This is a genomic window from Rhodococcus sp. P4_B6 (assembly GCF_056402215.1).
Genome location: NZ_JBFUHV010000012.1, coordinates 49,484 through 62,694 on the forward strand (window position 1 = coordinate 49,484; position 13,211 = coordinate 62,694).

General features: G+C 67.6%; 14 protein-coding genes. 8 read left to right on the forward strand and 6 right to left on the reverse strand.

The window, feature by feature from the left end; genetic code table 11:
• Nucleotides 1–199: 199 nt before the first annotated feature.
• Entirely contained in the window at nt 200–901 is a 702-nt protein-coding gene (locus AC1DWT_RS08315) for a GntR family transcriptional regulator (RefSeq protein ID WP_072943730.1), read from the reverse strand.
• A 184-nt stretch (nt 902–1,085) separates the two neighbouring features.
• Here AC1DWT_RS08315 and AC1DWT_RS08320 point away from each other — a divergent pair, with 184 nt between their 5' ends.
• Genes AC1DWT_RS08320 through AC1DWT_RS08335 form a run of 4 tightly spaced genes read left to right on the forward strand, consistent with a single transcriptional unit; the run spans nt 1,086 to nt 6,707 of the window.
• Nucleotides 1,086–2,867, forward strand: a complete 1,782-nt coding sequence (locus AC1DWT_RS08320; RefSeq protein WP_477920244.1) for an FAD-dependent monooxygenase — start codon at nt 1,086–1,088, stop codon at nt 2,865–2,867.
• A 26-nt stretch (nt 2,868–2,893) separates the two neighbouring features.
• Nucleotides 2,894–3,760 carry a fumarylacetoacetate hydrolase family protein gene (locus tag AC1DWT_RS08325; protein ID WP_206014205.1) on the forward strand — a complete coding sequence of 289 codons (867 nt, stop codon included), beginning with the start codon at nt 2,894–2,896 and terminating at the stop codon, nt 3,758–3,760.
• A gap of 27 nt (nt 3,761–3,787) precedes the next feature.
• Nucleotides 3,788–4,711 carry a VOC family protein gene (locus AC1DWT_RS08330; protein ID WP_072943733.1) on the forward strand — a complete coding sequence of 308 codons (924 nt, stop codon included), beginning with the start codon at nt 3,788–3,790 and terminating at the stop codon, nt 4,709–4,711.
• Nucleotides 4,701–6,707: an acetoacetate--CoA ligase gene (locus AC1DWT_RS08335; protein WP_206014204.1), complete on the forward strand. Its 2,007-nt coding sequence runs from the start codon at nt 4,701–4,703 to the stop codon at nt 6,705–6,707. Before AC1DWT_RS08330 ends, AC1DWT_RS08335 begins: the two co-directional genes overlap by 11 nt.
• 45 nt (nt 6,708–6,752) lie before the next feature.
• On the opposite strand, the gene AC1DWT_RS08340 is transcribed toward AC1DWT_RS08335, so the two are convergent.
• Nucleotides 6,753–7,349: a TetR family transcriptional regulator gene (locus tag AC1DWT_RS08340; RefSeq protein ID WP_206014202.1), complete on the reverse strand. Its 597-nt coding sequence runs from the start codon at nt 7,347–7,349 to the stop codon at nt 6,753–6,755.
• 85 nt (nt 7,350–7,434) lie between these two features.
• Here AC1DWT_RS08340 and AC1DWT_RS08345 point away from each other — a divergent pair, with 85 nt between their 5' ends.
• Nucleotides 7,435–7,971: a GNAT family N-acetyltransferase gene (locus tag AC1DWT_RS08345; RefSeq protein WP_206014201.1), complete on the forward strand. Its 537-nt coding sequence runs from the start codon at nt 7,435–7,437 to the stop codon at nt 7,969–7,971.
• 4 nt (nt 7,972–7,975) lie between these two features.
• On the opposite strand, the gene AC1DWT_RS08350 is transcribed toward AC1DWT_RS08345, so the two are convergent.
• Entirely contained in the window at nt 7,976–8,422 is a 447-nt protein-coding gene (locus AC1DWT_RS08350) for an Imm63 family immunity protein (protein ID WP_072943737.1), read from the reverse strand.
• 7 nt (nt 8,423–8,429) lie between these two features.
• Complete coding sequence (locus AC1DWT_RS08355) at nt 8,430–9,122, reverse strand: TNT domain-containing protein (RefSeq protein WP_206014200.1); 693 nt, start codon at nt 9,120–9,122, stop codon at nt 8,430–8,432.
• Between the two features lie 337 nt (nt 9,123–9,459).
• Between AC1DWT_RS08355 and AC1DWT_RS08360 the strand changes: the two genes are divergently transcribed.
• Nucleotides 9,460–9,753, forward strand: a complete 294-nt coding sequence (locus AC1DWT_RS08360; protein WP_072943739.1) for a DUF4193 domain-containing protein — start codon at nt 9,460–9,462, stop codon at nt 9,751–9,753.
• Nucleotides 9,754–10,089: 336 nt separating this feature from the next.
• Nucleotides 10,090–10,734, forward strand: a complete 645-nt coding sequence (locus AC1DWT_RS08365; protein ID WP_072943740.1) for a dihydrofolate reductase family protein — start codon at nt 10,090–10,092, stop codon at nt 10,732–10,734.
• A 59-nt stretch (nt 10,735–10,793) separates the two neighbouring features.
• Here AC1DWT_RS08365 and AC1DWT_RS08370 read toward each other — a convergent pair whose 3' ends face one another.
• Nucleotides 10,794–11,489 (reverse strand): helix-turn-helix transcriptional regulator, encoded by a 696-nt coding sequence (locus AC1DWT_RS08370; RefSeq protein ID WP_206014199.1) that lies wholly within the window; start codon nt 11,487–11,489, stop codon nt 10,794–10,796.
• Between the two features lie 92 nt (nt 11,490–11,581).
• Between AC1DWT_RS08370 and AC1DWT_RS08375 the strand changes: the two genes are divergently transcribed.
• Nucleotides 11,582–12,046, forward strand: a complete 465-nt coding sequence (locus AC1DWT_RS08375; RefSeq protein WP_206014198.1) for a hypothetical protein — start codon at nt 11,582–11,584, stop codon at nt 12,044–12,046.
• 88 nt (nt 12,047–12,134) lie between these two features.
• Here the strand turns inward: AC1DWT_RS08375 and AC1DWT_RS08380 are convergent, their stop codons facing one another.
• Nucleotides 12,135–13,184, reverse strand: a complete 1,050-nt coding sequence (locus AC1DWT_RS08380) for a type III polyketide synthase (RefSeq protein WP_206014197.1) — start codon at nt 13,182–13,184, stop codon at nt 12,135–12,137.
• Nucleotides 13,185–13,211: the final 27 nt, after the last annotated feature.

Below are 13,211 nucleotides of genomic sequence, written 5' to 3' on the forward strand. Positions count from 1 at the left end.
CTGCCGGTAGTCGCGAGCGACCAGCGCCCCCACGCCGGCCGCCGTCACGGCCAACCCCGCCGCGACAAGATCCTCGGGACCATCAAGTGTTCTCCTCCGGGTAGCGATTCCACTGCACGGCAAGCACGAATTGCGAGAGCGATGCGTAAGACTCGAGATCGATGTCGGATAGCTGCGCCAGGTGGTGCCAGCGCTTTGCTCAGGCGAGGGCGCGCTGGTCGTCCCTGCCGTCGAGCTGCTCGGCGTACCGGACGAGCGCGGCGGTGGTGCGTTCGATGTGCTCGCGCAGCGCCTGGGTCGCGCCTGTTTCGTCGCGGGCGACGGTGAGTTCGGCGATGGTCTTGTGCTCGGCGGCGATGTCGCGGGTGGCGTCGCGGGCGAACTCCTGGGACCAGTGCTGGTAAAGCTCAGCGCAGTCGCGCAGGCCGGTGGCGATGGCGGCGAGCCGTGAGCTGCCGCAGCCGACGAGCAGAGTGCGGTGGAAGTCGCGGTGGACGGTGGTGAAGGCCGGGTCGACGTGCCCTTCGCTGGTCATCATGGGCGTGTGGGCCAGCGCATGGTGCGTGGCAATGACCGAAGCCTCCCATGCCAAGTCGCCGTGCTTGATCGACTCCGCGAGGGCCAGGGTCTCGATCAGGACCCGGGTGCGCGTCAGGTCCTGCAGGTCGTCGATCGTGAGTGTCGTGACGGCGAAGCCGCGCTGGGGTGTTGCTTCGACGAGGCCCTCGCCGGCCAGTCGGATCACGGCCTCCCGGACTACGGAGAGGCTCACGCCGTACTGCTCGGTGAAGTCGTTCATCTTGAGCTTGCTCCCAGGCGCCAGCTCGCCGCTGAGGAGGTCGCCGCGGATGCGGTCGTAGACCTCCTGGACGCGGGTGGGCTTGGCGGGAGTGTTGGTCATGCGGTCAGTCTACGGAATCCACCGAAATATCGGTATGGGAAGAAATAATCGATTTTTTGTTGACACATCGATGAGATCTGGAGCACACTGTGATCCAGGCAATACACCTGCCAGGGCCTCAGCGCCGGGCCGTCGGCAACCCTCTCGTCCACTCGTTCGGCGGTCCCGATAAAGGAGACATTCCATGACTGACATCCAGGTTCCCGTTCTCATCGTGGGCGGCGGTGGCGCCGGGCTCACGGCGTCGATGTCGCTGTCCAACCTCGGCGTCGACTCGCTGTTGGTGAGCGGTCTGCCGGGCACGTCGACGCTGCCGAAGGCGCACGTGCTCAACCAGCGCGCGATGGAGATCTTCACAGAGGTGGGGGTGGCTCCCGAGATCTACAAGCGCAGCACCCCTGCGGCGAACATGYGGGCGAACGGCTGGTACGCCGGCCTGGCCGGCGCCCACGACGGCTACGGACGCAAGCTCGGCGAGCTCGAGGCGTGGGGCGGCGGCTACACCGACCCCGACTACGTGGCCGCGAGCCCCTGCCGGACCTGCAACCTGCCGCAGATCCGGCTCGAGCCGGTCCTGAAGGGGCACGCCGAGAAGCTGAACCCAGGTGGGATTCGGTTCAACCACGAGCTCATCGATCTGGTCCAGGACGCCGACGGTGTGACCGCCACCGTGCGGGACAAGGACGCCGACGCGACCTACCAGGTGCGCTCGCAGTACCTGATCGCTGCCGACGGCGGCCGGACGGTCGGCAAGCTCGTCGGGGTGGAGATGAACGGACCGCGGGACATCATGAAGATGGTCTCGATCCACATGACCGCGGACCTCTCCCCGTGGGCCGCCGACGACGACGTGCTGATCCGCTGGCTGGTCAACCCCGACTTCGGGGGCTCGTGGAGCGGGGTGCTGGTCCCGATGGGACCCGACCACTGGGGCCCGGAATCGGAGGAGTGGGTCTTCCACATGCAGTACGCCACCGACGACCCGGACGCGATGCAGGAGGAGAAGGTCCTCGCTCGGATGCGCGCCTCACTCGGCCTTCCGCCCGACCTGGTGCCGACGGTGCACCGAATCAGCCAGTGGGTGATGGAGGGCGTCATCGCGGACAAGTTCCGCCAGGGCCGGGTGTTCTTCGCGGGTGACGCCGCGCACCGTCACCCCCCGACCGGTGGCCTGGGCCTGACCTCGGCGATCCACGACGTCTACAACCTGAGCTGGAAGCTGGCCGCGGTCCTGGCCGGCCGCGCCGGCGACGGCCTGCTGGACACCTACGAGGCCGAGCGCAAGCCCGTCGACCAGAACAACATCGACAACGCAATCGCCAACGCGATGAACCACTTCACGATCGACAAGGCCCTGGGCCTCTCGCCCGAGAAGACCCCGGAGGAGAACTGGGCCGAGCTCGCCCCGCTGTGGCACGAGCTTCCGGAGTCGGCGGCCAAGCGGCACGCCCTCAACCGGGCGATCGGCTCACAGACCATGGAGTTCCGCCACCACAACGTCGAATTCGGCTACCGCTACGACTCCACCGCCATCGTGTCCGACGGGAGCCCGGAGTACGTGCCGCTCGACCCGGTCCGCCTCTACGAGCCCAGTACCCAGCCGGGCCACCCGATGCCGCACGCGTTCGTGGAGCGACGAGGCGAGCGGATCCCGCTCGGCACCCTCGTCCACGGCGGCAAGTTCCTGCTCCTCGCCGGCGAGGAGGGCCACGCCTGGGTCGAGGCCGCCAACAAGATCGCCGCCGAGAACGACCTCCCGCTGGTCGCCGGCACCGTCGGCGTCCTCGACTCCGACTTCATCGACGTGCGCTGCGCCTGGTTGAAGAACCGCGGCATCTCCTCCACCGGCGCCGTCCTGGTGCGGCCCGACCGATACGTCGCGTTCCGGTCGAGCGACGGCGTCGCCGACCCGCACGCCGCGCTCGAGGACGCCCTGTCCCAGGTGCTCTCCACCGAGCTCCGCTGACCTAGATCTCACAAGGAGAATCCCCCATGCGTATCGCCAACCTCGCCGGACGGCTCGTCCTGGTCACCGACACCGGTGCCGTCGACGTCGAAGAGGCCAGCCGGGGCCAGTTCGGGCCCGACCCGACCGCCATCTACCGCCGGTGGCCCGACTTCACCGCCTGGGCCGAATCGGCCGAGCTTCCGTCCGGCCGACCCTACGACGACGCCGAACTCGGCGCACCGGTCCCGGAGCCGGGTCAGGTGTTCGCGATCGGTCTGAACTACCGCGCGCACGCCACCGAGAGCGGGTTCGACTTCCCGGTCGAGCCGCCGGTCTTCACCAAGTTCCGCACCTCGATCACCGGTCCAGTCGGTGACCTCGCCCTACCGGGCGAGACCGTCGACTGGGAGGCCGAGCTGGTCGTCGTCATCGGCCGCGAGGCCCGTCACGTCGCCGCGGCAGACGCGTGGGACTACGTCGCCGGCCTGACCGCCGGGCAGGACTACTCCGAGCGCACGCGGCAACTCGTCGCGCCCGCACCGCAGTTCAGCCTCGGCAAGTCGTTCCCCGGCTTCGCGCCGATCGGCCCGGTCGTCGTCACGCTCGACGAGCTGCCGGACCCCGCAGACCTCGAGATCGGCTGCAGCATCGACGGGGAACAGGTCCAGAAGGCCCGCACCAGCGACCTGATCTTCTCGATCCCGGTCCTCGTCGAGCGACTCTCCGCGGTCCTGCCGCTGCAGCCGGGTGACCTGATCTTCACCGGCACACCCAGCGGCGTGGGCGGCGGACGAACCCCGAAGCGGTTCCTCGTCCCCGGCGAGGAGGTCGTCACCTGGATCGAGGGCATCGGTGCACTCCGTCAACGATGCGTGCCCGGCACCCCGCACACCACCGCCTCCGCCTCGTAACACCTGACAGGGAAGGACAGACCCGCCATGGCTCTGCACCGCCTCACCTCGATCACCGTCGGCGTCCCCAACGTCGAGGAAACCGCCGCCTACTACACCGACTTCGGTCTCACACCGCTCGGGGGAAACGCGTTCGCCACCACCGACGGCGGCGAGCAGTTCAAGCTCGCCCACGCACCCCGCAGGCGCCTCGTCGAGATCGGCATCGGCGCGGAGAATCCCGACGACCTCGACCGCATCGCCCGTCAGCTCCGCACCCTGGACCTGCCGGTCGAGCGGACCGCCGACGCGCTGGTCACCGAGGAGCCGATCGCGGGCTTTCGCGCCGTCGTCTCGGTGGCACCCCGCATCGAGCAGCAGCGCACCGAGCCCACCCCGTACAACGGGCCCGGCCGGATCGACCGCGCCAACGTGCGGGCGCCGGGCATCGTGCGCGAGGGCCCGGTGGCCCCGCGCAAGCTCGGGCACGTGGTCATCGGGTCCACCGACCAGGCCGCGACCCAGCGGTTCTTCACCGAGGGCATCGGGTTCAAGGTCAGCGACGTCGTCCCGTCCATCGCCGCGTTCATGCGGTGCTCGACCGACCACCACAACGTGCTGGTTCAGCAGGCACCGGTGAACTTCTTGCACCACACCTCCTGGCAGGTCGAGGACATCGACGAAATCGGCCGCGGCGCAATGGCGATGCTCGAGGAGAACCCCGAGCGGCACGTCTGGGGCCTGGGTCGCCACCACGTCGGATCCAACTTCTTCTGGTACCTCAAAGACCCGGCCGGCAACTTCTCCGAGTACTACTCCGACATCGACTGCATCGTCGACGACGCGCTCTGGACACCCGGCACCTGGGAAGGTGTGAAGGGCCTGTTCAACTGGGGCCCGCCCCCGCCGCCGTCCTTCCTCATGCCCGAGGACGTCGCCGCGATGATGACCGGGGCCCACAATGCCGGTTAATGACCGTGCACACGTCCCCGTGCCGGCGTGGACCCCGACAGCGGACGCCGCCGCCCGAACACAGATCAGCACGTTCGGGCGGTGGCTGGCCACCGAAGGACGTGGTGAGTTCGGCGGCTACGACGAGCTCTGGCGCTGGTCGACCACCGAACTCGAGGAGTTCTGGCAGGCGATCGCCGACTTCTACGACGTGCGCTTCCGCCAGCAGGCAACGCGAGTGCTGGCCGACGACGCGATGCCGGGCGCGGAGTGGTTCCCCGCCGCCACACTCAACTACGCCGACCAGGCGCTGCGCCACACCGGCGACAGGACCGCGATCGTCGCCGTCTCCGAAGGCGGGCACCGGCACGAGGTGACCCGCGACGAGCTCCGCAACCAGGTCGCCTCCCTCGCACACTGGCTCCGAACCCAGGGCATCGGCCCGGGCGACCGTGTCGTCGGCTACCTCCCGAACGTCACCGCCACCGTCGTCGCGTTCCTCGCCACCGCCGCCGTCGGCGCCACCTGGTCGGCCTGCTCCCAGGAGTACTCACCCGACGGCGCCGCCGACCGCCTCGGCCAGCTCGAACCCACCGTGCTGTTCATCGCCGACGGCTACCGCTACGCCGGCAAGGAACACGACCGCTCCACCCACAACGACGAACTCCGGCGCCTGCTGCCCTCGGTGCGAACCACCGTGTGGGTGCCGCACCTCGGCGCGGCCCAGCCACCCGGCACCGAGCACTTCGACACCCTCACCCAGGGCGACCACCTGCTCGAAACGACCCCGGTGCCGTTCGACCAGCCGCTGTGGGTGCTGTACTCGAGCGGCACCACCGGCCGCCCCAAGGGCATCGTGCACGGCCACGGCGGCGTCACCCTCGAGCACCTCAAGTTCCTCGGCCTCCACCTCGACCTCGACGCCTCCTCCCGCTTCGCCTGGTACACCAGCACCAGCTGGATGATGTGGAACATCCAGGTCTCCGGCCTGCTCCTCGGCGCCACGATCGTGCTCTACGACGGCAGCCCCGGCTGGCCACACCCCGGCGCCCTGTGGCAGCTGGCCGCCGACGAGCAGCTGACATTCCTGGGCACCAGCGCCGCCTACCTGACCGCCGCCCACAAGGACGGCACCCACCTCGCCGCGGCCTACGACCTCCAGCTGACCGGCCTCGGCAGCACCGGCTCACCACTGCCCGCCGGCACCGCCCAATGGATCCACGACACCCTGCCCACGACCTGGCTCGCCGCCGCCAGCGGCGGCACCGACATCGCCTCCGGGTTCGCCGGCGGCGTACCCACCCTCCCGTCGTACCCCGGCGAGATGCAGGCCCGGTTACTCGGCGTGGCCCTCGAATCCTGGGACGGACACGGACAACCCGTCACCGACGAGGTCGGCGAGCTCGTCGTCACCCGCCCGATGCCGTCCATGCCGCTGTACTTCTGGAACGACCCCGACGGAGCCCGATACCGCGACGCTTACTTCTCCACCTACCCCGACGTGTGGCGCCACGGCGACTGGGTCACGGTCAACACCCGCGGCGGCGTCATCGTCCACGGCCGCTCCGACGCCACCATGAACCGGTACGGCGTCCGCATGGGCAGCGCCGAAATCTACGAAGTCGTCGACCAACTCGAAGAAGTCGCCGACGCAGTCATCGTCGGCGTCGAGGAATCCGACGGCGGCTATTGGATGCCGCTCTTCGTGGTCCTCGCCGACGGACACGACCTCGACCCCGACCTCATCGCCCGAATTCGCGGCCGGATCCGGTCCGAAGTCTCCCCCCGCCACGTCCCCGACGACGTCATCGCCGTTCCCGCACTGCCCCACACCATGACCGGCAAACGCCTCGAAGTCCCCATCAAGCGAGTCCTCCAGGGCGCCGCACTATCAAGTGTCGCCAACCCGGCCGCACTCGACGACGCCGACGCGCTTGCACAGTTCGTCCCGATCGCAGCCCAACGAAAGACGGCCCTGCACACTGACATTCCTCACACCTCGTCACCGGCGACCTGACCCCACCAGCCATCCGACCGGCCCGGACAGCCAGCCGACTTCGCCTTACGTCGCCGCATCCGAGGACAGCGCGGCGAGCTGGTGCCGAACCGCGGCGGTGACGCGCTGCCGGTCGTCGGTGGCGAGGAGGTCGAGCAGGGCGCCCCGCAGTACCGCCAACGCCGCGGTGCGACGGACCGCACCGGCCTCGCTGTCCCTCTCCGGCTGCGGTTGGCACGAGGCGAGGACGGCCAACCAGTCGTCGACCGTGGACCGGGCGAATCCGGTCCACGCACCGTCGGGTTCGACGAGTGAGCGGGCGTACGCCTCGGTCCACAACCGCAGCAACGGACGATGCTCCTCGGCGGCGAGCCACTCCCATACCCGCTCGACCGCCGCGGGCAGCCCGATCGGCTCCGCGCCCGCGCCCTGCCCGAGGCGGTCCAGCATCGTCAGCTCGTCGCTGCGGGCCTTCGTCAGCAAGGCGCGCACCAAGCCGTCCTTGTTGCCGAACAAGAACATCAGCACACGTGGGCTCGAGCCGATCGCCGCCGCCAACGGACGCAGCGACAGATCGGCCAACCCGTGCTCGAGCGCGTAGCGGTAGGCGGCGTCGAGCAACTCGGTCTGCCGCGCGGACGGGGTTGTCGTTTCCGAAGGCACGGCGGTAGCCTACCTCCACTGAAACAGTCGTGTCAGTGAGCGCAGAGCATCACCCACCAGGGACGCGCTCCGGGAAAGGAAACCCATGTCGTCGCAACCACCCCAGCGACCGGAAGTCGTGGTGCGCCCGGCCGATCGTCCCGGCGATCTGGGCTGGGCCGTGATGGCCCACGGCGAGATCTACCACCAGCAGTTCGGGTGGGACGCCGGCTTCGAGGCGCTGGTCGCACAGATCGTCGCCGACTACGCCACCGACCACGACCCGGCCCGGGAAGGCGCCTGGATCGCCGAGGTCGACGGCCAGCGCGTGGGCTGCATCTTCTGCGTCGCCGGCGACGAACGCGCAGTCGCCAAACTACGGATCCTGCTGGTCGCCCCGGGCGCCCGCGGTCTCGGCGTCGGGTCCCGGCTGGTCGAGCGATGCATCACGTTCGCCCGCGACGCCGGCTACCGGCAGGTCACGCTGTGGACCAACGACGTGCTGGCGTCGGCCCGCAGGATCTACGAGGGTGCCGGGTTCGTCCTCACCGACGAAGAACCGCACCACAGCTTCGGCCACGACCTCGTCGGCCAGAATTGGACCCTCGACCTGAGCGTGACCACGACGGCGACCGGTAACTGACGACCTACGGAGGCGCCGGCAGCATGTCGAGGACGGCCCGCTCGGCGCCGGCGGCCGTCAACGCCGACCGGGTCGCGGCGAGCCACGCATCGGCCCACGCCGGTTCGATGCCGCGCAGCAACTGGTACTGCGCGTGCCAGGACGCGGCCCGGAATCCGGGCTGTTCCGGTGGATGCAGGCGCAGAGCGATGCGCTCGGCCACCGACTCCGCGACCCAGGACACGAACTCGTCCGGATCGGTGGTGTGCCGGTCCGACAGCAACCGATCGCGTTCCCGGACGGTCAGATGCCACCCGCCCTCGGGCGCACTCCAGCAGAACGGACGCGCGTCCTCGTGCGCCTGCCCGAGCGCCGGCAGATCCTCCGGGCGCGCACCCATCCGCCCCGTCACCTCCAGGATCCGCCGGCGCATGTCGTGATCGAGCAGGTCGTCGTTCAACGGATCAACCATGTACGCGTCACTGCAGCGGGTACACGCTGCGCACATACCCGGCGCACCGCAGCCAGCTGACATCGACCTTCGTCCCGCATTCGGCGACCTGCGGCAGCAAGTCAGGCACCACCTCGAACTGCGTACCGAACCCCTGCTGCTCGAACCACGGTGCAATAGGACCGGTGTACAGGGGAAGGGGCTTGGTCACGACGTAGACGTGGTAGTTGCAGAAGTCCGCGGGATCGGACACCAGGTTCACCGGCGGAAGCGCGCGGGAGGTGTAACTCGCGCCGGCCGGGGCCAGGAAGTTGCCGCCTTCGCTGCCGTACCGGTCGATCAGCGTGCCCACATCCAACTGCCCCTGCACCCGCCGGGGGTTCCCGCTGCCGTCGAGGACGTAACCGTTCTTCGGCGGGTACTTGTAGGAACCCGCCGGAACCACCGTCGGATCCCAGTACTTGCTCAGAAACTGATCGGCCGTGAGATCGCCGGTGCGCTGGTATCCGGCAAGCTGCACGGCAACCGGGAACAGATCCGACAGCGTCTGCGGTCCGAGCCTCCGGTCACCGTCGAACAACTCCGTCGAACAACCCTGCCCGCCGAGGAGATCACTCGAACCTGCCGACGAACCCGGCGCCGCACTGGCGACCGCCCCTTCGGCGAACAGAATCGACAACACGAACCCGACCACAAGGAACAGCTGGCGACAGCGATGCATAACGAACCCTTCCCCCTCGAATGACGATTCCGATGCGGTCCCATCTGACCGGGCATCGAGCACAGCAAGATCATTTACGAGAGAATCGTGACAGATCCGTCCACGATCGTGACCGAACTTGCGACCGCGCGTCGCCCCCAACGGAATAGCAGCCACCACCGGGGGTATCCAATCCCGACACACGCCGCGCCACACGCGTGCCCGATCGACGCGGCCGAGCCCAGCCACCCCTGACCTGGCCCTTTGCGAGCACCGTCACACCCCCCGGACGCATCCCGTGCTGCCGGGGGCTCTAACCTGGCGGGTCAGAACACGCAGATCACGAGGTTGAACAATTATGGCCACCGATTACGACGCACCCAGAGTCACCGATTCCGACGAGTCGACGGACACGTCGCTCGAACAGCTGACCGCCAGCAGGAAAGAATCCCAATCACCCGCGGTGGACATCGACGACACCGACCCCGCCGAATCCTTCGACCTGCCCGGCGCCGACCTGTCCGGTGAAGAATTCACCGTCCGCGTCATCCCGAAGCAGTCCGACGAATTCACCTGCACCAGTTGCTTCCTGGTCCATCACCGCAGCCGACTCGCCCCGGGTGGGCAGCTGATCTGCCGGGACTGCGTCTGACAACACCGATGCGCGCGTCTGCGGCGATGACCGGACAGCGCCGCGGTCCGCGTGCCATCCTCGGGGGGTGGCACGAACGTGGTTGTCGGTGACAGTGGAACTGCTCGGCGGGCGCGGGGACGCGACGTCGACGACACGCTACAACAGGTGAGGCCGGGATACCGATGGGACCGGAACCGCGGCGGGAGCACGCCGGGCCGGTGGCGCCGCCGGTCATCAACCGGCTCCCGGGACGGCCGACGGAATACGATGTTCGACGTTCCGCGATGAGTTCGGCCGCCTCTTGCGGTCTGCCTATTCGTATCCCGGTCCATCCGTTCATTGAAGGAGTCGCGCATGCCCCGCACCCGGATCCACAACATGAACATCTCCCTCGACGGCTACGCCGCCGGCGAGCACGTGACGTTCGACGCCCCGATCGGCGGTGCCGAACGGCTGTTCGCCTCGTTCGACGGACGCGTCATCCACGGGGTCGACCGGGTAGACGACCCGATCACCCTGGACCGCGCCGTGACCAGCCTGTGGGGCCAGGGCATCGGCGCGGAGATCATGGGCCGCCGCAAGTTCGGGCCCCAAACCGGCGATTGGCCCGACGACGGGTGGCGAGGCTGGTGGGGCGACGAGCCGCCATTTCGAACACCGGTGTTCGTCATGAGCCATCACCCACGCCCCAGCATCGACTTTCCCAACGGAACCAGCTTCCACTTCGTGGATGCGTCACCCCATGAGGTGCTGCGCATGGCCCAGGACGCTGCCGACGGTCAGGACGTCCGCATAGGCGGAGGCCCCTCGACGGTGCGGCAGTTTCTGCAAGCCGACCTGATCGATTTCATGCACTTGGTGATCGTGCCCATCACCCTGGGGCGCGGCGTATCCCTCTGGGAGGGCTTGGACGGCATCGAAGACCGCTTCACCGTCGAGACCGTCGCCTCCCCCAGCGGRCTCACCCACCAGTTCTGGAACAAGAACGGTCACGACTGACCCCGGTCCTTCGGCCGATCGGGATCGTCTCGAGCGATGACGACAGGGTGGGCGATGTCTCAAGCGGGGCGCGAGTCCGAAGTGACCGGTGCTGCATCGTGGAGTACCACACAGCATCGACCCGGCTCGGGGGCCAGTTCGGCGCGCGCTCCGCTCCGGCCGCTGCCGGCGATCACTCCCTCGACCAGTCGTAAATTCAACCCGCACACGACCTCCAGGTGGTCACGGGCAACCCGATGAAACGGACAGTTGCGTAGGTCGACACGGCCGTCCGCGTCGATCTGAGGGAGATATCCGCAGCCGCGGAGCGCCGCCAGGAGGTCTCCGCCGGCGTCGGCCGCAGCCCGCTTGCCGGCGTCGAGCGCTGCCTCGTTCACTGCCGCCCTGACGACTCCGCTGGTGTCATGTTCGACCGAGGAGACCAGCAACCGGGCAAGCAATTCGTAATCCCGGGGAGGCACGCTGACAGACATTTCCGTCGTCGCCCGGGTGTAGAGCTTCGCGGGGCGCCCGGCGCCGGGTCCGCCGCGACCGGCCGGTCTCTGGTAACTGACCGTCAACAGCTCGGCGTCGGCCAGCTTGTCGAGGTGATAGGCCGCGAGGGTTCGGCCGATGTCGACGGCGGCAGCCGCTTGCTCCCGCGAGACCGGCGTGTCGCTTTCGGCCACGAAATCATAGAGTCTGCGCCGCAACGGATCGTCCAGGTTGCTCAACGCCGCCAATGCAGTTGGGGCTGCGGACCCGGATGCGGACATACCCCGACTGTAACACCAAACAGTATTGACAAATAGGGCGCGGCGGACGATTCTAAAAACACATCCCATTACTTTTACAAGGAGGTTTTCTGATGGCCACCCCAACGCCTGCACACTCGCCCGGGCCTCTCGAACGCGCCCGCAGCGACCCCGCATACAGCGCGTTCCTCTTGCTGCGGATCGGATTCACCATGCTCCCGATCGCCATGGGCCTCGACAAGTTCACCAACGTGCTCACCACCTGGGAGGACTACCTGGCACCGTGGATCGTCGACCTGAGTCCGCTCGATGCGCACGACACCATGCTCGTTGTCGGTGTCATCGAAATCGTCGCCGGGATCGCCGTCGCGATCAAACCACGATATGCCGCTTATATCGTGGCCGCCTGGCTCGCCGGAATCGTGATCAACCTGCTGACCTACCCGGGTTTCTACGACATCGCACTGCGTGACTTCGGACTGATGCTCGGCGCACTCACCCTCGGCCGGTTGGCCTACGTGTACGACCCCGCCTGGCACAGACACACCGTTCCATCCGCGAATCTCGCTGCAGCATAGCGATATCGGTCGCGCACCTGATCGCCTCCCGCGACAACATCATCCTCGCGTCCACCCGACGGGCCCACCGGCCCCGTCGGGTAGAGGGTCAGATGTGGAACAGCATCGTTTCTGCGGTCAGGCCCGGGCCGAATGCCATGGCGCAACCGGATCCTGTGGGTCCGCCGTTCTTCGCTCGCTCCATGATTTCAGCGAGAACGAAGAGGACTGTCGCCGAGGACATGTTGCCGTAGTTGTCGAGGACATGACGGGACGGTGCAAGGTGTCGATGGTCGAGTCCGAGAGACTCTTCCACGGCGTCGAGGATCGATCGTCCACCGGGATGCACGGCCCACAGGTCGATGGAATCCTTGTCGGCGCCGGCCAGGATGGTTTTCAGATTCTTCTCGTCGAGTGCTCGCGAAAGGGCGCCGGGGACCTTTCCGGACAACACCATGTCGAAGCCGATGTCTCCGATGCGCCAGGTGATCAGCTCGGAGGTGTCCGGAACCATCACGGCGTTGAACGAGTCCAGAGCGATGCCTTCCTCGTCCGCGGATACCAGCACCGCGGCGGATCCGTCACCGAACACGAGGAACGACAGCATCGTTTCGAGCGACTCGGACCGCTGCAGGTGAAGCGAGCACAATTCGAGGCTGACGACGAGCACGCGGGCACCGGGTTCGCTCCGCACGATGTGATGGGCGAGTTTGAGTCCGTTGATGCCCGCAAAGCAGCCCATGAAGCCGATCTGGGTGCGTTCGACGGACGAGCTGATTCCGCACCGCTTGATGAGCTCGAAATCTATTCCGGGGGAATAGAACCCGGTGCAGGTGACGACGATCAGGTGGGTGATCTCGGCGGCACGGTCGCCGAGTTCGAGACCTTCGACGGCCCGGACGGCGAGATCTGGTGCGTTACGTTCGAATTCGACCATCCTGGTCGCGGTGTCCACCTTGTTCGGATCGTCACCGTAGAAGGATTCCGGTGAGGCGATACCCGCCCATCGGTGCGAGATCTGGCACCTGTCGGCCATCCGGCGGAAGAGCAACTGCTTGCGACGTTGGCTGAACGTGCCGTCGGCGAAGTCGACGAATGCCTGATGGACATCGTGCTCCGGAACAACCGTACTGATGCGATTGACAAAGGCAGTAACCATGACGGGGTGCTCCGAAACTGGATGAGG